The sequence below is a fragment of the Haloarchaeobius litoreus genome, assembly GCF_024495425.1.
In the GTDB taxonomy this organism is placed as follows: domain Archaea; phylum Halobacteriota; class Halobacteria; order Halobacteriales; family Natrialbaceae; genus Haloarchaeobius; species Haloarchaeobius litoreus.
The window spans coordinates 647,126-666,169 of the sequence record NZ_JANHJR010000002.1 but is presented as its reverse complement, the minus strand read 5'-3'; the positions used below and the strand labels follow the sequence as shown (position 1 = coordinate 666,169).

Sequence of the window (19,044 nt, the reverse complement as noted above, 5' to 3'; positions counted from 1 at the left end):
AGAACCGTTATCGCGGCCCGTACCGTGAGTCTCGTGTCGAGTGAGAGGCGGCACCATCGAACAGCGAGACGGCGACGCATCACTTTTGTACCGAGTCTTCGAATCCACGGCCAGAGATATGTTCGAGCGACTTCTCATCGCGGTCGACGGAAGCGACTGTGCCACACGAGCGGCCCGTGCGGGCGTGGCGATGGCGGCGACGTACGGGGCGTCGGTCGACGCCGTCGTCGCGGCCCACGACGAACTCGACGAGGACGATGCCGAGCAGGTCCTCGCCGACGTCGAGGCCATCGGCGCGGACGCCGGCGTCACGGTCGAGTCCCACGTCGTGACCGGCCGCCCCGCCCGGTCGGTCGTCTCCTTCGCGGACGAGGTCGACGCGGACGTCATCGTGGTGGGTCGACACGGGCTCTCCGGCTTCCGCGAACGACTCCTCGGGGGCACCACCGAGCGCGTGCTCCGCCGCACCGACCGGCACGTCCTGACGGTCCCGTCCGGCGACGGGCCGGTCGACGACTACACCGACGTCCTCCTCCCGACCGACGGCAGCGAGGACGCCGCCGCGGCCGGCGCACCCGCGACCGACCTCGCGAGCACGTACGGTGCGACGCTGCACGTCCTCGGGGTCGTCGACGTGGTCCGCGAGTCCGGCCCGTTCAGCGCCGGCGGCGTCGACCAGGCGTACATCGACCGCCTCCTCGATGCCGAGCGGGAGGGCGTCGACGCGCTCGCCGACGACTGTGCCGACCTCGCCGAGGAGGACCTGGCCATCGAACGCGCCGCCGTGACGGGCACCCCGAGCGAGGCGATCGTCGCGTACGTCGAGGACGAGGGCGTCGACCTCGTCGTCATGAGCTCCAGCGGCGAGTCGAGCCTCGCCGGTCAGCTGCTCGGGAGTACGACCGACCGCGTCCTGCGGACCATCGACGAGCCCGTGCTCGTCGTGCATCCCTGACCCCGGCCGCGTTCGGTGCACGGCGACATCGGAACGCGAACGCTGCCGTCCCCGGACGACTTTTCACCGCCGACCGCCTCGCACACACCAATGCAGGTGTTCGGACTCGTCGGCAACCCCGTCGGCCACTCGCTGTCGCCACCGATGCATGAGGCGGCGTACGCGGCCCACGACATCGACGCCCGGTACGTCACCTTCGAGCCCGCGCCGGACGACCTCGCGGCTGCCGTCGAGGGTGCCCGGGCGCTCGGCGTCAGCGGGCTGAACGTCACCGTCCCGTACAAGGAGCGCGTCCACGGACTCGTCGCGGTCGACGACCTCGCCGGACGCATCGGTGCGGTCAACACCGTGGACTTCACCGGCGACCGGCCGACCGGTCACAACACCGACGCGGCCGGGGCTCGCCGCGCACTCGAAGCGGAGGGCGACGCCGACCTCGACGGAGCCGACGCCGTCGTCGTCGGCGCTGGTGGTGCCGGCCGAGCCGTCGCACACGGCCTCGCCGACGCGGGCGCGACCGTCGCCATCGCGAACCGGACCGAGGAGCGGGCCGTCGGCCTCGCGAGCGACGTCCCGGCCGCGACGGGCCACGGGCTCGACGCCCTCCCCGGCCTCCTCGCCGACGCGACCGTCCTCGTGAACGCGACCAGCGTCGGCATGGAGGAAGACGAGACGCCGGTCCCCGGCGACGCGCTCCACGCCGACCTCGTCGTCCTCGACGCGGTGTACGCACCGCTCGAGACACGGCTCCTGCGCGACGCCGCCGCAGCCGGCGCGACGACGGTCGACGGCGCGTGGATGCTGCTGTATCAGGGAGCGGAGGCGTTCGAGCTGTGGACGGGGAGGCCGGCACCCGTTGCCGCCATGGACGATGCGCTGCGGACACACCTCCGAGACGACAGGTATCGGGTTTAAGTGGCACCGACAGCTACGTACCGCCAATGGCACTGCTCAAGAAGTTGAAGTCGCTCTTCGGACTCGACGACGGGTCGCAGCCGGAGTCCTCCCGTGACGTCGGCGTCACGGTCGAGAAGGAACGGCGGGCCGGAGCCACAGCCGGGTCGGCGACGGAGGGTGACGACGGCGGTTCGACCACGGAGCACACGACCGACGAGACCGAGACGACCGACGAGGCGGCCGAGACAACCGACGAGACGGCCGAGACGACTGACCAGACGGCCGAGGCTGCCGACGAGACAGCCGAAACGGCCGACGAGGAGGAGTCCGAGCCCGTGCAGGAGGTCAAGGGCATCGGTCCCGCCTACGCCGACCGACTCGGAACCGTCGGTATCGAGACCATCGCAGACCTCGCCGAGGCCGACCCCGAAGCGGTCGCCGCGGAGACCGATATCTCGGAGACCCGCGTCACGGAGTGGGTCAAGCGAGCGAAGGCCCGCAGCTAGGGACCGGAAGACGATTAGGCCCCCGCAGCTATCCTCCTCGCATGACCACACCCCACGTCGTGACGAACCGTGATTCGTTCGTCGCGACCGCCGCCGACACACCCGCCGACGTGCGGGTTCCCGTCGAGGTGACCGTCGCCGTGGCGGATCCGTTCGGTGCCTACCGGCGGGCACGGATCGGCGAGTGGGACGCCTACCTCGAGACCACCGGCGGCCAGTCCGGCTGGGGCCACTTCGCGGTCGACCCCGTCGATCGGCTCACCGCCGCCCCCGACGCCCACGCCCTCGACGGCCCGTCGCCGTCGCTCGACGCGCTCGACGGCCTGCTCGACGGTGAGTCACTCGTCCGTGGCGGCTGCGACGTGCCGTACCCGTGTGGCGCCGTCGGCTGGCTCTCATACGACATCGCCCGGGAACTCGAGTCACTCCCCGGCGATGCAGCCGACGACCGGGGGCTCCCGCGGCTCCAGGTCGGCGTCTACGACCGGATGGCCAGCTGGCGCGAGCCACTCGACGACGACGCGGCGACGACACTCCGAATCACCGCGTGTCCCCGCGTCGGCGACGACCCCGACGACGCCTTCGAGTGCGGCCGCGAACGAGCCCTCGAGCTCGCCCATCGTGCGACGGACGGCGATCCCGCGTTCCCGGACCCGCCCGTCGATGCGGACGACGTGACCTTCGAGAGCGACTGCGGCCGGGACGTCTACGCCGACCGCGTCAGGGCCGTCCAGCGATACGTCCACGACGGCGACACCTTCCAGGCGAACATCTCACAGCGACTCGTCGCGCCAGCGGCGGTCCACCCGGTCCCGGCCTACGACGCTCTCCGCGAGGTGAACCCGGCACCGTACTCGGGACTCATCGAGTTCCCCGGCATCGACCTCGTCAGCGCGAGCCCGGAGCTACTGCTGGAGCGCGACGGCGACGACGTCAGGACGGAACCCATCGCCGGCACCAGACCGCGCGGCGCGACCGACGACGAGGACGGGGACCTCGAAGCCGACCTCACGGCCGACGAGAAGGAGCGGGCCGAGCACGCGATGCTGGTCGACCTCGAGCGGAACGACCTCGGGAAGGTGTGCCGCTACGGCAGCGTCGACGTGGCCGAGTACCGACGCGTCGACCGCTACGCCGAGGTGATGCATCTCGTCTCGAACGTCGTCGGCGAACTCCGACCGGACGCGTCGCTCGCCGATACCGTCGCCGCGGTCTTCCCCGGCGGCACTATCACTGGCGCGCCCAAGCCCCGGACGATGGCCATCATCGACGAACTGGAGTCGACACGTCGCGGGCCGTACACCGGCAGCATGGGCATCTTCGGCTTCGACGGCCGCGCGACGCTCAACATCGTCATCCGGACGCTCGTCCGCCACGGCGACGAGTACCACCTGCGGGTCGGCGCGGGCATCGTCCACGACTCCGTTCCGGAACGCGAGTACGCCGAGACGCTCGACAAGGCACGGGCGCTCGTGACCGCCGTGGACGACGCGCTCGGCGACCGTGCCGCGATGGCCGTCGCCGGTGAGGAGCAATCGGACAGTGAGGGCCGGCCGATGGGCGAGGAGGTGGACCGATGACGACGGTGCTCGTCGTCGACAACTACGACTCGTTCGCGTACAACCTCGTCCAGTACGTCGGCGAACTCGCCGACGAGGTGGTCGTTCGCCGGAACGACGCCATCGACGTGCACGACATCCGTGACCTCGACCCGGACGGTATCGTCGTCTCGCCGGGGCCGGGGACGCCGGCCGAGGCGGGCGTCTCCATCCCGATATTCGCGGAGCTCTCGTATCCGACGCTCGGCGTCTGTCTCGGCCATCAGGCGCTCTGTTCCGCTAACGGCGCACCGGTCGTGAACGCCCCCGAGGTCGTCCACGGGAAGCCGTCCATCGTCCGGCACGACGGAGCCGGCATCTTCACCGACCTGCCGGAGCGCATCCGGGTCGGGCGGTACCACTCGCTCGCGGTCGAGCGCGACGACCTGCCCGACTCACTGGTCGAGACGGCGGCCACGGCCGACGAACGCGACGTGCTGATGGCGGTCCGGCACCGCGAGCGACCCCACATCGGCGTGCAGTTCCACCCGGAGAGCATCCTCACCGGCGAGGCGACCGAACGCGAGACGGGGCAGGCGCTCTCGCTCCGGATCGGGAAACAGCTCGTTGCCAACTTCCTCGACACATGCAGTACCACGTAGACGGCGACCTCGTGCCGGCTGAATCGGCGACCGTGAACGTCCGCGACCGCGGCTTCCAGTACGGCGACGCCGCGTTCGAGACGATGCGGGCCTACGGTGGCTCCATCTTCGAGCTCGACGCACACCTCGACCGGCTGGCCGCGACCTGCGACGAGCTCTCGCTGGACCACGGGCTGGCCGACGGCGACCTCCGCGAGCGGATCGACGAGACGCACGCCGCCAACGACCTCGCCGACGCCTACGTCAAGCTCTCCATCACCAGGGGCATCCAGCCCGGGACCCTGACGGCGCAACCCGATGTGGACCCGACGGTGGTCGTCATCGTGAAGCCACTGCCGCGGGGCGGTGTCGGCAGCACCCCTGTCTGGGACGACCACGCCGTCGTCCAGACCACGAAGACGCGAAAACCGGCGGCGAACGCGCTCCCGCCGGGGGCGAAGACCCACAACTACCTCAACGGCATCCTCGCCCGGAACGAGCTCGTCGACGGGTCGGACGAGGCGCTGCTCCGGGACGGCGACGGCTTCGTCGCGGAGGGAGCGGCGAGCAACCTGTTCTTCGTCACCGACAGCGGGCTGCACACGCCGACGGCGGACCTGCCGCTGCTGCCGGGCATCACGCGCTCGGCCGTCGTCGATCTGGCACGGGAGGAGAGCATCCCGGTGCTGCAGGGTCGGTACGAACCGAGCGAGGTCCGCGAGGCCGACGAGGTGTTCCTCACGAACACGACGTGGGAGCTGCGGCCGGTCGCCACCGTCGACGGCATCGACGTCGGCGGTGGGCCGGTGACGACGCTGCTGCAGCGGCGGTTCGACGCGCTGGTCGAGCGTCGCCACTACGGCGGCGAACGGCTGTCACCCGGGGAGACGGCAGCTGACGAGCCGTCCGACGACTCGACTGGGGAATAGGGCGAACAGGCGACGCGGTCGTTCGCGCGGCGGTGCATCACGCACCCGCCTCGGCCGCCGCGCGTCGAGTGATCAGAGCACGCCGCGTCTGGCACCGTCTTCGTACTTAAACGCCGCCCACGTCGGTGCGTTCGACACCAGACACCTCGAGGACGAGGTCGGCCCCGTACGCGGTCGAGGGCGTCTGGAACCCGGCAGGGGCGTCGCCGTCGAGTGCACGTTTCGCGGTGAGGAGTGCTGTATCGCGGGTCAGCGTGTACGGGTTCGGTGTCCTGAGTCGTGAGACGACACGGTCCTCGCCGTCGGTCGCTTCACCCCAGAGCTCGCCCGAACCCTCGTCGAGCTGCTGCTCGTCGGGGCCATCGATCCGTCGGTCGACGAGCCACCTGAGGAGCTTCTGGGCGGGGGTGGTCCCGAGCAGCGGGAGCAGCTTCCGGAACCGTCGGAGTCGGGTGACCGTCTTCGGGTGGGTCTCGGAGTACACCGTGACGTTCGGGATGCCAGTCGAGTGGTAGGCGGTCACCACGTCGCCCCAGGGGATGGCCATCGCGGTGCGCTCGCCGTAGCTGAACGGTATCTCACGGTCCTCGTGGGCGGTCGGTACGCGGACGAGCTCGCCGTCGCGGCGGACCACGCCGTCCTCGGCGATGTTCTCGACCATCGTCATCGCCGTCCCGCGGGAGGTGCCACCCATCCCGCCGAGGGCGAGCGATAGCTCCGTCGCCGATGGGAGTCGGTCGTGGAGGTGCGCGGCGAGGCAGTCCGAGGGAACCACGTCGAATCCGACGCCGGGAAGGAGCATCACTCCCGTCGCGCTCGCGTGCTCGTCCCGCTCGGCGATGTCGCGGAACACCTGCCACTCGCCGGTGATGTCGAGGTAGTGGACGCCGGTCGTGAGACAGGCCTCGACGAACGGTTCCGCGGTGTGGACGAACGGACCGGCGCAGTTCAGCACCACGTCGACGCCCTCCAGGTAGTCCGCCACGGTCGCGGGGTTCTCGGCCTCGAAGACGCGCTCCCGGCAGTCGAGCTCCTCGGCCTGTGCCTCGACCGTCTCGCGCGACCGACCGGCGAGAATCGGGTCCAGCCCCTCCCTGACCGCCTTCTCCGCGACGAGTGCGCCGGTGTAGCCGTACGAGCCGTAGACGAGGAGTTCGCTCATGGATACCACGCCGCGCGCCGGGAGCATAAAGTCCGGCGGAGACCGTGGCGTTCAAACCGGCTGCACCGGTACAGCAGTGCGATGGACGAAACACGCCGCATCGCACCGGTCGAGGACGTGCCCAGCGAGTCGACGCTCCTGTTCACCGTCCGGGAGCTGGACGCCGACGAGGAGCGCGAGGCCATCCTCCACCGCCGCGACGACGGGGTCGTCGCCTGGCTCAACTACTGCCAGCACCTCACCCACATCAAGATCGACAAGGGCTCGGGTGCACCGATGCGGGACGACGAGCTCGTCTGCGCGAACCACGGCGCGATGTTCGAGTCGGAGAGCGGTCTGTGCACCTACGGACCGTGCGAAGGTGCGTACCTCAACGCGCTCGACGTGACCGTCGCCGACGGCGCGGTGTACCTCGACGAGGAGGACCACGAGCTCGTCGGCCTCGGCGGCGTCGACGCGGACGGGTCGGCCGACCTGACCTCGACGTCGAACGTCGAGTTCTGATCGGCTGCGTCGGTTCTCACCGGTACCAGTCGGCCGTAAGAAACTTTATCCGCAGCACTGACTCTCCTACTGCGGTCGTGGCCTCGGCCACTTCGAACTCCCCCCTTTCCCCCCTTTCTGACCGCACTCGCGACACCGACGGACGCGCTACCGGACGGTGAACGTCGGCTCGGCCACCGACTCGCTCTTGCACTCGGGGCAGCGCGACGGTCGGTTGAGCAGGTCGTCGAAGTCGGTGAACCCGCATTCCCGACACTCCGGCGGCGCGACGAGCAGCTGCTCGTCTGTCGGCCCGAGCGACTGCGAGATGTGTTCGACGTGCCGGAGCGCGGCACCGGCAGTCACGTCGAACTCCGTCGCCAGCACGCTCGGCGTGGCCGCCTCCGCCCGGAGCCGATCGGTGATGCGCTGTCGCGTCGTCTCGTCTGCTTCACGCATACCGTGCATTCGGAACCGGCCGGATAAACGTCTTTTCGGGCGGACGGGTCACCGAGAAAGACAAAGGACTTACTACCGGCTACTGAAACCGGGGGTATGAAAGCAGTCGTCCTTGCTGGTGGGTACGCGACGCGTCTCTGGCCGATCACGAAACATCGGCCGAAGATGTTCCTCCCGGTCGGTGACTCGACGGTCATCGACCAGATATTCGAGGAGCTCGAACGGGACGACCGCGTCGACGAGGTGTTCGTCAGCACGAACGAACGCTTCGCCGGCGAGTTCGAGACACATCTCGCGGAGAGCGAGTTCGAGAAGCCGACCCTCTCGGTCGAGGAGACCACGGAGGAGGACGAGAAGTTCGGTGTCATCGGCGCGCTCGCGCAGCTCGTCGACCGCGAGGGCGTCGACGACGACCTGCTGGTCATCGCCGGGGACAACCTCATCAGCTTCGACGTGAGCGAGTTCATCGACTTCTTCCAGGCGAAGGCGGCCCCGACCATCGCCGCCTACGACGTCGGCTCGAAGGAGCGGGCGAAGTCCTACGGCCTCGTCGACCTCGAGGGCGACCGCGTCGTCGACTTCCAGGAGAAGCCCGACGACCCCAAGAGCACGCTCGTCTCCATCGCCTGCTACGGCTTCACCGCCGAGTCCGTCGGGCTGCTGGAGGAGTACCTCGCCGGCGACAACAACCCGGACGAGCCGGGCTGGTTCGTCCAGTGGCTCCAGGCCCGCCAGCCCACCTACGCCTTCACCTTCGAGGGCGCGTGGTTCGACATCGGCACGCCCGAGTCCTACCTCGACGCCGTCGCCTGGTACCTCGACGGCGAGAACCACGTCGCCGAATCAGCGACGCTCTCCGGGAGCAGCCTCGGCGAGAACGTCCACATCATGGGGGACGCCGAACTCGTCGACAGTCACGTCGACAACTCGGTCGTCTTCCCCACCGCGACCATCGTCGAGTCCGACATCCGCGACTCCATCATCGACGAGGAGACCCACCTCGACAACCTCGACCTCGCCGGCGCGCTCATCGGTGCGCACACGAGGATCACGAACGGGCACTGAACGTCGACGACCGCCAGTTCGCCACTTCTGCGGCCCCCCACTCGTCGGCGGAACACTGTGCCGAACAGACAGCGGAGTGGACGGACAAGGACTACGCCAGCCGCGCATCAGTGATCTACGCCAGCCGCGCATCGGTGATCTCGATGTGCCCCCGCGTCCCCTCCCACACCGTCTCGTACGTCAGTTCGATGGCCCGCTCCATGTGCGGCCCGTCCGTCACGAACGTCTCGAACTCGCCGCCCTCACCGAGCACGTGGACGCCGTATTCCTCGTGGAGTTCCTGCAGCTCCGCGAACGCCTCGCCGTCCAGCGTGCGCCCCAGCCAGGACTCGTCCAGCCCGTGCGCGGCGACCTGCAGGACGGTGATCTCGAAGCCGGCGTCGAGCATCGCCTCGGCGAGTTCGACGGGGTCCTCCTGCCAGAGCGGCGCGAACACCTCGCACCCGAGCCGGTCGGCCATCGCCTGGATGCGCGAGGTCTGGAACTCGCTCTCGACGGCCCCGGCAGTGACACCCGCCAGCCCGCCGTCGAGGTCGGCCGCGAGGTCGGTCAGCGCCGCTTCGAGCGGTTCGAGCTCGGCGTCGCCCTGGGCACCGGCGTCCTCGGCGCTGGCGGCGTCGAAGTCGTCGGGGGAGACGTTCACGTGCTCGATGCCGATGCTCTCGGCGGCCAGCGCGGTGAGCTCGGTCGCCGGGACGTGGTACATGTAGGAGTCGCCCTCGGGGTGAACCGTCAGCAGGTGCGAGACGGGCAGGCCCTCCGCCAGCGCACGGTAGACTGCCCACGAGGAGTCCTTCCCGCCGGAGAACAGCCCCACCCACGAGCCGGTGTCGGTCATACGCTCCGTAGCGCCCGGGTGGGTAAACCAGCTACGAACCGTGTTCGAGCTCGGCCTCGGCTTCCGCCTCGTCGACGGTGTTGCTCGACAGCACGGAGGCGACACGGACGCCGACCAGCGCGAGCAGGACCGCGGCGACGACGTACGAGGCGAGGCGCTCACCAGCGCTGAGGACGAACGGCCCCAGCGAGCTCGCGCCGACAGCCAGTTCGGGGATGCGGACCGACCCGATGTACGCCGCGCGTTCGAGGAAGTACGCCGCGAAGCCGCGGACGACCAGCCCGACCGACACGAGGAGGAACGGGATGTTGATCGTCGCCCGTGGGACGTCCTCGGAGCCGATGGCCTCGTCCAGCAGACGGCCGACGCTCGCGGTGACGCCCGCCATCGCCAGCCACGGGACGGCGTCGAAGACGAACTGCATCGCCGGGATGACGACGCCCTCGGCGTTCTCCAGGTCCGAGACGGCGAGCGCACCGACGAACAGCCCGACCATCGTCAGCCCCGCCGCGACGACGTAGGTGACGACGGAGACGTTGCCGGAGTAGAGCGCGGTCTGTGTGCGCTGGGCGACGCCCTTCACCACGTCGTCGACCGCGAAGCCCTTGTACAGCAGGAACAGGCCGACGACGGCGGTGATGGTCGCCGCACCGACGGCGGGGCCGCGCCAGAGCGCCAGCACCGGGAACGCGACGAGCGCGACGCCCAGCGGCACGAGCACCGTCTGTCTGAGCTCCTCGTCGGCGAGGAACTGCTTCAGCAGGTAGTACGTCGACTCGATGTCCCGGGCCTGCCTGACGACGACGCGGTCGACGCTGTCGACGCGGAGTCGTGACTCGACGACCGGGACGAGCCGTTCGTCCTCCGCGCTGTCGATGACGACGACCGCGGACTCGATGTCGTGGGTCTCCAGCAACCCGTCGAGTTGCTGGCCGACGGCGCGGTCGGCACCGACGACCGACTCGCTCGCCCCCGAGACGACCGCCACGACCGTCTCCTCGTCGGCGTCACGGAGGTCCCGGGCGACGCGGAGGGTCTCCAGCAGCGTGTTGACGCTCGAATCTTCGGGGTCGGCGAGCCCCACGTCGGTGACCAGCGACCGAACGGCCTCCCAGCCAACGACCGGCGTCTTCAGCCCCGTCTTCCGCCCGATATCGTCGGTGCGGTCGACGCAGACGACCAGGGTAGCCACTACGTGTAGCGACACACGTTGGGAATAAAAATCTGCCTCCCGCTACAGCCGTAGCTCGACCCCGTCGTCCCCACCGACGACGCTCGCGACGCCTGCGCCCGCGGCGTAGGCCACCCGCGTGGCACCCAGCATCGCCCGGGCCCGGAGGCGGCGATGCGGGCGGAACTCCTCGACGGTGACCGGCTCGCCGAGCAACGTCTCGACGCGAGCTTCCACGTCGTCGCTGGTGCCGAGGTCGTCCACGAGCCCCAGCTCGCTGGCCTCCTCGCCGAGGTACACCCGCGCCTCGGTCTCCCGGACCAGCTCGTCCTCCAGCCCGCGGCCCTCGGCGACCACGTCGACGAACTCGTCGTACCAGCTGTCGACGAGGTCCTGGAGGTACTCCCGGTCGTCCTCGGTGAACTCCTCGAACGGGGAGCCCGCGTTCTTGTACTCGCCGGCGGTCAGCTCGTTGTAGTCGATGCCGACGCGGTCGCCGAACTCCTTGAGGTTCAGGTTGCCCATCCGGACCCCGATGCTACCCACGAGTGTGCCGTCGCGCGCCCACAACTCGTCACAGCCGCTCGCGATCCAGTAGCCACCACTGGCACAGAGGTCGTTCGTGTACGCCACCGTCGGTCCCTCGAACCGTTCGGCGGCGAGTCGGATGTCGTCGCTCGGTACCACCTCGCCTCCGGGCGTGTTCAGCTTCACCAGCAGTGCGTCGACCGCGCCGTCGTCGTCCGCGCGGTCGATCTGCTCGACGATCTCGTCCGCCGTCGCCCCGACGGGCGAGCTGACGAGCGAGCCCCCGCCGTCGCGGGTGATCGGCCCCTCCACGGCGACCTCCGCGACGTTGTACGCCGGGAACGCGTTCCGGGCGAACCGCCCCGAGACGACCGCGAACGCCAGCGCCGTCGCCAGCGTCAGCAGTACCTCCACGGTCCCGAACCCCGTGTCCGGGAGGACCTGGAACAGGAACAGTCCGACCAGCACGCCGAACACCGTCCCGAGAACCGTCACAACCAGCCGCCCGAGCCGCGTCGTTGCACTCATGGGCGTTCCTTGGGCCAATCGGGACAAAGCCGTTGTGCTGGTTGGTAGCTCGTGACAGCTGTCGGGATGGCCGGGCTCCCCCACGAGTCTCCGCCGCAGCGACACCGCTCGAACCGGAGCCGAGCAACAGCAGGGGCTATGAACTCGAAAAATAACGGGAAAGTAGACCGCAGAACTACCGGACCGGAATCAGAGACGACCCGCCTTCTGCAGCTTCATCAGGTCCTCGGTGTCGAGGGTCTCGCCCTCCTTGAAGCGCTGGTAGATCTCCTCGGCCTCCTCCTCGGCCTCCTTGCGCTTCTGGTCACGGCTGGACTGCTTCTGCTCTTCCTCCTGCTTGTCCAGCTCCCGGAGCCGCTTCTGGACGCGGACGAAGTCCTCGTGGTGGCGGTCGGCCGCCTCCTGGGCCTCGACGAACTTCTCGTGCATGTCGTCGGCCTCGTCACGGATGTCGTCGGCCTCGCGGTAGGCCTCGATCATCTGGTTGTGGTGCTCCTGGGCCTTGTCGGCGAGCTCCGTGACCTTCTGGTGGTGGGTTGACGCCTCGGAACGGACCTCCTCGGCCTCCTCGACGAGGTCGTCGAGGCCGTCGTTGTCGCCCATCTTCTCCTTGCGCGACTGGTACTCCTCGCGCTTGGCCTCGATCTTCTCGATGAGCTCCTTCTCCTCCTCGGACGAGAGCACCTCGGTCTGCTGCTTGAACTCGAGGTCCTCGATCTCGCTCTCGAGCTGTTCGAGGTCCTTGCCGTCGTCGAGCTCGAGGTCAGACTTCATCTCCTCGACCTTGTCGAAGAGCTCGTTGGCCTCGGCGTTCAGCTCGTTGCGCTTCTGCTTGTGTTCCTGAACCAGCTCGTTGAGCTCGTCGCGCTTCTCGCGGTGCTCCTGTGCCTCGTCGACCTTCTCGCGAGTCTTCGCGTTGAGGTCGTCGCGCTCGGAGGCGCGCTCAGAAGCCATCTGGTTGAGGTCGTTACGTCGGTCCCGAAGCTGTCCTGCGAGCTTGATAAGCTGTCCTTTGGATTTGTTCTGCAGGTCGTCTTCGGTGAGTTCTACGTTCTTGGATGTCTCTATCGATTCTGCCATGGTTGTATTCGTACCTCGATTCCGTCCCGCACCGGAGGGTAGGCATCGCTGTCGACTGCAGACGTCGCGGTGATAAGGTTCCGTGTCATTCTGGTCGGCGTGCGATGCTACCGGAACACCGGTGGCGTTCTGGTATCAACTACTACCACCTTGTGTAATTTAAATCTGCCGATTGCGAGAACTGCGGAAATCGGGAGACGGAGCCGAGCACACCCGTGTAAACGACTACCAAACCACCCGTTCACAGGTTATAAACGATATCGATTTACTACGGCCGTAGTTCCGGTTTCGAGCGCGAGCTCGATAGCCGTCGCGTCGGCAGGCACCGCCACCTCTCCGGCGGCGACACTGTCGAACGCCGGTGCCGCGACCGACACCGCGTCACCCGCCCCGGAATCGCCACCTTGCGGACCGTCGAACGACCAGCGGACCGTCCCCTCGACCTGCGCCGGCGCGTCGTTGAGCAGTCGTGCCTCCACCCGACTCCCCGGCGTGGGCACCTCGCGGAGCACCGGCACCACTGGCCGCAGCGAGGTCGCCAGCGCGTCGTAGGCTGGCTTCGCCTCGCCGTCCACGTCCAGCACACCCATCCCGCCACCGGCGTCGGCGTCGCGCAGACAGAATCCGGCGAGCACGTCCGCCCCCTGAAGCCGGAGCGTCTCCGCCACGCGCTTGAGCGTCCGGGCCTGGGTCGCCTGCGAGACAGCCGGGTCGGCGCTCCCGACGACGGTGTCGTGGATATCGCGGTCGAGCCCCGTCGGCTCCGCCCCCGACTCCGTCAGCGACCCCGCACCGAACTCGGTGACGACCCGCGCCAGCTCCGGCACGGTCGCACAGAGCCAGTCCACGGCGTCGGGGCCACCGAACGTCCAGCCCGGGTAGAGGTGCGCCGCGTCGGGACCGATGCCCGGCTGGCCACACACCGGGAACACCGGCCGGTCGGCGGGCAGCGCCCCCGCGATGTGCTCGGCCGTCTCTCGTGCGTCCGTCCCCCCGCCGACCCGCCGCCGGAACCGCAGGCGGTCCATCCGCCCGCCACCCATCCGGGCATCGAACGGCGTCTCCGGGTCGTCGTGGACGCCGAACAGCGCCACCGACGGGTGGTGGTCGACCGTGCTCGCGAGCGTCCGCGCGACCGCCCGTCCGCGCTCCGGGTCCACGCGCACGCTGCCCGAGAGCGGGCAGTCCTGCCAGACCAGCACCCCGGCCTCGTCAGCCGCCTCGTACAGCTCCGGCGGCGCGACGTGGGCGTGCAGCCGCGCGAGCGTGAACCCCGCCTCGTCGACGCGGTCGAAGTCCGCCAGCGGCTCGTCGCTCGGGAGCAGGTTCACCCCACGGGCCCGGACCCGCTTCCCGTTCACACGGAGGCCGCCGCCATCGGCGTCACCGTCGGCGCTGTAGTCGACCGTCCGGAGCGCCGTCGTGGTCGTTATCTCGTGGTCGCGGAACTTCGCGCGGACGACGTACCGGTGCTGGTCGCCGTGGTTCCGCGGCCACCACAGCGACGGCTCGCGCAGCGTCAGCGTCCGCGTCACCGTGATGCGGTCGCCCGGCCCGGCCTCGACCTGCTCGCGCTCCATCGCCCCGCCACCGCGGAACCCCTCCGGGCGCAGCGACAGCGTCACCGGCTCCGCGACCGGCTCCGCGGCGTCCACCGACACCGCCACGTCGATCGCGCCGCCGTCCTCGGTGAGCCGCGGGTTGACCACCAGATCCCGCAGGAACGCCGGTGGGCGCAGGCGCAGATGCACGCCCCACCAGATGCCCGGCACCGCGAGCGCGTCGCGCACGTGGTCGGTCTCGTACACCCCGCCGAAACCGTCCGCCGGTCTGTGGCACTCGACGACCAGTTCGTTCTCGGCCGCCGGCTCGAACTCGAATCTGGCCGGTTCGAAGTACGCCCGGTGGCTCCCGAGCAGCTCGCCGTTCAGCCACACCCGAGCGTGCCCGTACAGCCCCTGGAATTCGAGGAGGGCTCGCTGTGCGGGCGTCGACCTGGGGTCCGCGAACTGGAGCCGGTACGCCACCGCGTCCGCGCCCGCGAACCGCGCCGGTCGCCCCGGCACGGAGACCGGCTCCCACGACCGCACCGCGGGCGGCCCGCCCCCGACCGTGTCGGCGAGCACACGACCGCCCTCCCACTGACTCGACATACGAGCGCAATCACCGACCGCGACGAGGAAAGGTCTTCGGCCGGTTGCAGGAATTTTCGGAGATCACGACCCGTGTTCGTCCCTTCGGTTCGCCGACGGACCGTTCCGAGAGCAAACCTGAACCACGCCGAACCCGGACCCGTCTGGCATCCGTTTCACTTTCACTTTCACCGAGGGGTTGGCTGCGGTTCATAAGGGATGCCGACACAGTACCAGACATGCTCGACCAGCTCACGGCCGCCTGCGAAGGCTGCGACCGCCCGCTCGACGGCGACCAGTTGATGCTCACCATGCGGACCGACGCGGGAACCCGTCGCGCCTACGAGTGCGGCTGTGGCGTGGTCACCGTCACCGTCGTTCGCGAGGATTAAGGCCGCCCGTCGGATACGGCGGGCCATGGAGGAGGTCATCCACGCCCGCGGCCACGAGAACGTCACCGCCGAGCACGCCAGCACGTTCGAGGTGACGACCGACGACTACCTCACGCCGGCGGGCGACTGCATCCTCGCCGTCGACGCCGACCGCGCCCCCGCCGACTTCGCCGACGGCTTCGTCGCAGCCTGCCGCGAACCCGGCGCGACCATCACCTGCACCGTCGAGGCGGACGGGCACACGGACACCGCCGTCGGCGTCGGCCACCCCGACCTCGAGTTCGAGAGCGAGCGCAGCATGGTCGGGCGTACCTCCGACTACGTCGACGACCGGACCGTCATGCTCGCGAGCAGCATCTCGGCCGAGGGCTTCGACCGCGAGCTCGTCGCCGCGCTGGCCGACGGTGCCGACGTGACCGTGACGCTGGCCGTGGAGTGACTCACGTTCCGGGGAGGATGTCGCCCAGCGCCGCCCCGATGGCCATCGGCACCCACGCGATGGTGACAGACGCGAACGCGAGTTCCGGGTCGCTCCAGACGACGCGTCCCCACGCGGTCATCGCCGTGATGGCGAACACGAACGACCCACCGAGGACCCCCACGAGCCGTCGCGGGACCACGCCCAGATATGCGTCGGTGACGCGCACGTCCTGGATGTCGCTCACGTAGAGGATGCCGACGACGAGTGCGACTGTGAACGCGAGCGTCCCCGCGACGTACACCGGGTGCGCTGTCATGTACTCGCCGACCTCCGTGGTGCCACCTTCCACGAGCATCGGGATGCCGAAGAGGGCGCTGCCGAGCAGCACCTCGGCGAGGTCGCCGCGCCCGAACCCCTGTACGACCCGCCCGAACACGCCCTCGGACTCGACTGCGGCGGCGGTCCGCATCGCCGACGCGACCCGTTCCTGTTCCTCCGGGTCGTCCACCGTCGCCGCGAGCGCCTCCAGTTCGTCGTAGAGGTCGCCCATGTCCGGCGGCCCGTCCGCACCACCGTCGCCCGCTGGCACCGACTCCGCGTCTGAATCGCTCATACCTGCTTCGTGACGGGGCGTGCCCGTAATGGCGTCGCCCTCGGCCCCGCGGTCGAACCGTACTTGGCCCCGTCGGCCCAACGGGCACCCATGAGCGACGACGACCGGGAACCCGACGTCAACATCTCCGGCGGCGCCGACGGCGGTGGCGTCGCCGCCGAGTTCGCCCCCGGCGAGGCCGCGACCCGCGCCGAGGCCGTCGTCGACCGCCTCGGGGAACGGTACTGGCAGAAGACCTACGGCGGCAAGAACGGCTTCGAGTGTCTCGTCCGCACCATCCTCAGCCAGAACACCAGCGACGTGGCGAGCCAGCCCGCCCACGACGACCTCGTGGCACGGTACGGCCCAGTCTCCGAGCTCGCGACCAACCTCGCCGACATCGGCCACGACGAGCTCGCCGAGACCATCTCCTCGGCCGGACTGTACAACCAGAAGAGCGAGGTCATCCGCGACGCCGCCGCGTGGGTGCTCGACGAGTTCGGCTCCACCGCGGCGTTCGACGAGTTCGTCGCGGCCGGCGACCCCGGCGAGGTGCGCGAGACGCTGCTCTCGGTCTCCGGCGTCGGCCCGAAGACGGCGGACTGCGTGCTCCTCTTCGCCGGCGGGCGGGGAGGTGTCTTCCCCGTCGACACGCACGTCCACCGCATCGCCCGCCGGATGGGGCTCGCGCCAGCCGACGCCGACCACGAGGAAGTTCGGGAAGCGCTCGAGGACGCGGTGCCCGCCGAGAAATGTGGGTTTGGACATACGGCCATGATCCAGTTCGGCCGCGAGTACTGCACCGCACGACGGCCGGCGTGTCTGGACGACCCCGAGGCCTGCCCGCTCGCCGACCTGTGCGACCAGGTCGGCGTCTACCCCGAGACGGGCGAGCTCGTGGACCCGGCGGACGCGGCCGAGGCAGACTGAGCCGGCGCGAGAATCACACCGTGCTAACTGTTTTCTCCCCGCACGGACAACGAGGCTCGTGAACGTCGACCCAGTCACGCTCGACGGCGACTACGTACGGCTGGAGCCGCTGTCCGCCGACGAGCACCTGCAGGACCTGATTGCTGCCGGGAGCGACGAAGGGGTTTTCCGGTGGTTCGGGGCACAGCACGCAGGACCAGAGGCGATGCACAGGTTCGTCACGGACGCGCTCGATGCCAGACGGAAGGGGACCGCGCTCCCGTTCGCGACCGTGCGCCAGGACACCGGTGAGGCCATCGGCTCGACCCGCTTCGGGAACATCCGACGCGAGAACCGGTGCGTGGAGATCGGCTGGACGTGGCTCACCCCCGACGAGCAGCGGACGCCGGCCAACACCGAGGCGAAGCTCCTGCAACTGCGGCACGCGTTCGAGCAGTGGGACTGCGTCCGCGTCGAGTTCGAGACCGCTGCCGCGAACGAACCGGCGCGAGCGGCGCTCTCCCGAATCGGTGCCGTCGAGGAGGGCATCCTCCGCAAGCACATGCTCGTGCAGGGCGAGCCGCAGGACAGCGCCTTCTACAGCATCATCGACTCGGAGTGGCCCGACGTTGAGCGCGACCTGGAGTCGAAGCTCGACCGGTGACGCCGCGGTGACGGACGACCCGATTCGAACCGCTACAGCGTGTCCAGCACGCCGAGCACGCGCTCCTCGTTCTCGCGGCCGGGGTCGTGCTCGCTCCCGTCCCGGTCGGAGTCGAGATGGTCGTCGACGGCCGCCTGCATCGCCTCGTCGACGGGCGTCGACTCCCAGCCCAGCGCGGCGAGCTTGTTCGTGTCGAGCACGTGCGGGTAGTCGCGGTAGAGGACGTAGTCGTCGAGCGAGAGGTCGCCGATGGAGAGCTCGCGCTCGGAGGCGTGGACGACCTCGACCTCCGTGTCCAGTGCGTCCGCGATGAGCTCGACCATCTCCTCCAGCGTCACCATCCGGCGGTCGCCGACGTTGTACGCCTCGCCGGGGTCGCCAGCCTCGGCGACGACCCGGAGCGCGCTCGCCACGTCCTCGACGTACGCCCGGTGCCAGACGTTCGTCCCGTCGCCGGGGACGACGACCCGGTCGTCGTTCCGCACGCGGTCGATCCAGAAGTCCAGCCGCTCCGTGTAGTCGTGGGGTCCGTAGACGATGCAGGGCCGGACGGCCATCGCGTTCACACCGTCCTCGGCGGCCGCGAACACCGCCCGGTCGCCTTCGGCCTTCCGCGGGCCGTAGCTCTCGTGCGAGTCGTCTTTCGCCTGCTCCGCGGTGCAGTCACAGAGCGGCGTCTCGTCCTCGCGCTTCGGCATGACCTCCGCGCCGTAGGCCGACCCCGAGGAGATGTAGACGTAGGCGTCCACGTCGTCGAAGATCCGACACGCCGTGCGGACGTCCCGCGGGTAGTACGCCACGCAGTCCACGACGACGTCCGGTTCGACCTCGCGCGCCGCGCCGGCGAGCTCGGCGTCGTCGGTGCGGTCGCCCTGCACGTGGGCGACGCGGTCGTCCGACTCGAAGGGGTTGTCGTGGTTCCCCCGATTGAACACCGTGACCTCGTAGCCGTGGTCGAGGAACTCCTCGACCGCGTGGCGACCGATGAACCGCGTCCCGCCGATGATGAGTGCCGTCTCCATGTGCTGTGGGTGGGTCGGTCGGGGGATGAACGTGGTGATTGCGGTATCGTGTGGGAGACCGGTCCGTGTAGCTGGTGGTGACGGTGTCGAACCAACCGGGTGGCCCTGTGGCGATGACTGAATAGGGCTGTG

21 protein-coding genes are annotated in these 19,044 nt (G+C 69.4%); 12 read left to right on the top strand and 9 right to left on the bottom strand.

Going from position 1 to position 19,044, the window contains the following annotated elements; genetic code table 11:
- The first annotated feature begins 118 nt into the window (after window positions 1-118).
- The 6 genes from NOW55_RS10135 (at window position 119) to NOW55_RS10110 (ending at window position 5,466) form a co-directional block, all read left to right on the top strand.
- Window positions 119-955: a universal stress protein gene (locus NOW55_RS10135; protein ID WP_256399981.1), complete on the top strand. Its 837-nt coding sequence runs from the start codon at window positions 119-121 to the stop codon at window positions 953-955.
- Between the two features lie 90 nt (window positions 956-1,045).
- A complete protein-coding gene (locus NOW55_RS10130) occupies window positions 1,046-1,870 on the top strand; it encodes a shikimate dehydrogenase (protein WP_256399980.1) in 825 nt (274 codons plus the stop codon).
- A gap of 26 nt (window positions 1,871-1,896) precedes the next feature.
- Window positions 1,897-2,358: a helix-hairpin-helix domain-containing protein gene (locus NOW55_RS10125; protein ID WP_256399979.1), complete on the top strand. Its 462-nt coding sequence runs from the start codon at window positions 1,897-1,899 to the stop codon at window positions 2,356-2,358.
- Window positions 2,359-2,399: 41 nt separating this feature from the next.
- Window positions 2,400-3,938 carry an aminodeoxychorismate synthase, component I gene (gene pabB / locus NOW55_RS10120; RefSeq protein ID WP_256399978.1) on the top strand — a complete coding sequence of 513 codons (1,539 nt, stop codon included), beginning with the start codon at window positions 2,400-2,402 and terminating at the stop codon, window positions 3,936-3,938.
- Window positions 3,935-4,558 carry an anthranilate synthase component II gene (locus NOW55_RS10115; protein WP_256399977.1) on the top strand — a complete coding sequence of 208 codons (624 nt, stop codon included), beginning with the start codon at window positions 3,935-3,937 and terminating at the stop codon, window positions 4,556-4,558. Before pabB ends, NOW55_RS10115 begins: the two co-directional genes overlap by 4 nt.
- Window positions 4,543-5,466: an aminotransferase class IV gene (locus tag NOW55_RS10110; protein WP_256399976.1), complete on the top strand. Its 924-nt coding sequence runs from the start codon at window positions 4,543-4,545 to the stop codon at window positions 5,464-5,466. Before NOW55_RS10115 ends, NOW55_RS10110 begins: the two co-directional genes overlap by 16 nt.
- Before the next feature lie 106 nt (window positions 5,467-5,572).
- On the opposite strand, the gene NOW55_RS10105 is transcribed toward NOW55_RS10110, so the two are convergent.
- The gene (locus NOW55_RS10105) at window positions 5,573-6,628 is read right to left on the bottom strand and encodes a saccharopine dehydrogenase family protein (RefSeq protein WP_256399975.1); all 1,056 of its coding nucleotides are present in this window, start codon (window positions 6,626-6,628) and stop codon (window positions 5,573-5,575) included.
- A gap of 81 nt (window positions 6,629-6,709) precedes the next feature.
- Between NOW55_RS10105 and NOW55_RS10100 the strand changes: the two genes are divergently transcribed.
- Window positions 6,710-7,132, top strand: coding sequence for a Rieske (2Fe-2S) protein (locus NOW55_RS10100; RefSeq protein WP_256399974.1), 423 nt, complete (start codon window positions 6,710-6,712; stop codon window positions 7,130-7,132).
- Between the two features lie 147 nt (window positions 7,133-7,279).
- On the opposite strand, the gene NOW55_RS10095 is transcribed toward NOW55_RS10100, so the two are convergent.
- On the bottom strand, window positions 7,280-7,570 hold the full coding sequence (locus NOW55_RS10095; protein ID WP_256399973.1) for a transcriptional regulator: 291 nt from the start codon (window positions 7,568-7,570) through the stop codon (window positions 7,280-7,282).
- A 96-nt stretch (window positions 7,571-7,666) separates the two neighbouring features.
- Between NOW55_RS10095 and NOW55_RS10090 the strand changes: the two genes are divergently transcribed.
- The gene (locus NOW55_RS10090) at window positions 7,667-8,635 is read left to right on the top strand and encodes a nucleotidyltransferase family protein (RefSeq protein WP_256399972.1); all 969 of its coding nucleotides are present in this window, start codon (window positions 7,667-7,669) and stop codon (window positions 8,633-8,635) included.
- Window positions 8,636-8,750: 115 nt separating this feature from the next.
- Here the strand turns inward: NOW55_RS10090 and NOW55_RS10085 are convergent, their stop codons facing one another.
- The 5 genes from NOW55_RS10085 to NOW55_RS10065 form a co-directional block, all read right to left on the bottom strand.
- Complete coding sequence (locus NOW55_RS10085) at window positions 8,751-9,473, bottom strand: diphthine--ammonia ligase (protein WP_256399971.1); 723 nt, start codon at window positions 9,471-9,473, stop codon at window positions 8,751-8,753.
- 31 nt (window positions 9,474-9,504) lie between these two features.
- On the bottom strand, window positions 9,505-10,665 hold the full coding sequence (locus NOW55_RS10080) for a DUF373 family protein (protein ID WP_256399970.1): 1,161 nt from the start codon (window positions 10,663-10,665) through the stop codon (window positions 9,505-9,507).
- Between the two features lie 42 nt (window positions 10,666-10,707).
- Window positions 10,708-11,700: a signal peptide peptidase SppA gene (sppA, locus tag NOW55_RS10075; protein WP_256399969.1), complete on the bottom strand. Its 993-nt coding sequence runs from the start codon at window positions 11,698-11,700 to the stop codon at window positions 10,708-10,710.
- A gap of 189 nt (window positions 11,701-11,889) precedes the next feature.
- Window positions 11,890-12,780 (bottom strand): coiled-coil protein, encoded by an 891-nt coding sequence (locus NOW55_RS10070; RefSeq protein ID WP_256399968.1) that lies wholly within the window; start codon window positions 12,778-12,780, stop codon window positions 11,890-11,892.
- 248 nt (window positions 12,781-13,028) lie between these two features.
- Window positions 13,029-14,933 carry a glycoside hydrolase family 2 protein gene (locus tag NOW55_RS10065; RefSeq protein ID WP_256399967.1) on the bottom strand — a complete coding sequence of 635 codons (1,905 nt, stop codon included), beginning with the start codon at window positions 14,931-14,933 and terminating at the stop codon, window positions 13,029-13,031.
- Between the two features lie 218 nt (window positions 14,934-15,151).
- Here NOW55_RS10065 and NOW55_RS10060 point away from each other — a divergent pair, with 218 nt between their 5' ends.
- Window positions 15,152-15,304, top strand: a complete 153-nt coding sequence (locus tag NOW55_RS10060; protein ID WP_256399966.1) for a hypothetical protein — start codon at window positions 15,152-15,154, stop codon at window positions 15,302-15,304.
- Between the two features lie 25 nt (window positions 15,305-15,329).
- Window positions 15,330-15,743, top strand: coding sequence for a DUF371 domain-containing protein (locus tag NOW55_RS10055; protein WP_256399965.1), 414 nt, complete (start codon window positions 15,330-15,332; stop codon window positions 15,741-15,743).
- A gap of 1 nt (window position 15,744) precedes the next feature.
- On the opposite strand, the gene NOW55_RS10050 is transcribed toward NOW55_RS10055, so the two are convergent.
- The gene (locus NOW55_RS10050) at window positions 15,745-16,338 is read right to left on the bottom strand and encodes a DUF2391 domain-containing protein (protein ID WP_256399964.1); all 594 of its coding nucleotides are present in this window, start codon (window positions 16,336-16,338) and stop codon (window positions 15,745-15,747) included.
- Between the two features lie 90 nt (window positions 16,339-16,428).
- On the opposite strand from NOW55_RS10050, the gene NOW55_RS10045 reads away from it, so the two are divergent.
- Window positions 16,429-17,247 carry an endonuclease III domain-containing protein gene (locus tag NOW55_RS10045; RefSeq protein ID WP_256399963.1) on the top strand — a complete coding sequence of 273 codons (819 nt, stop codon included), beginning with the start codon at window positions 16,429-16,431 and terminating at the stop codon, window positions 17,245-17,247.
- Window positions 17,248-17,305: 58 nt separating this feature from the next.
- Window positions 17,306-17,890, top strand: coding sequence for a GNAT family N-acetyltransferase (locus NOW55_RS10040; protein ID WP_256399962.1), 585 nt, complete (start codon window positions 17,306-17,308; stop codon window positions 17,888-17,890).
- A gap of 32 nt (window positions 17,891-17,922) precedes the next feature.
- Here NOW55_RS10040 and NOW55_RS10035 read toward each other — a convergent pair whose 3' ends face one another.
- Entirely contained in the window at window positions 17,923-18,912 is a 990-nt protein-coding gene (locus NOW55_RS10035; RefSeq protein WP_256399961.1) for an NAD-dependent epimerase/dehydratase family protein, read from the bottom strand.
- Window positions 18,913-19,044 lie beyond the last annotated feature (132 nt).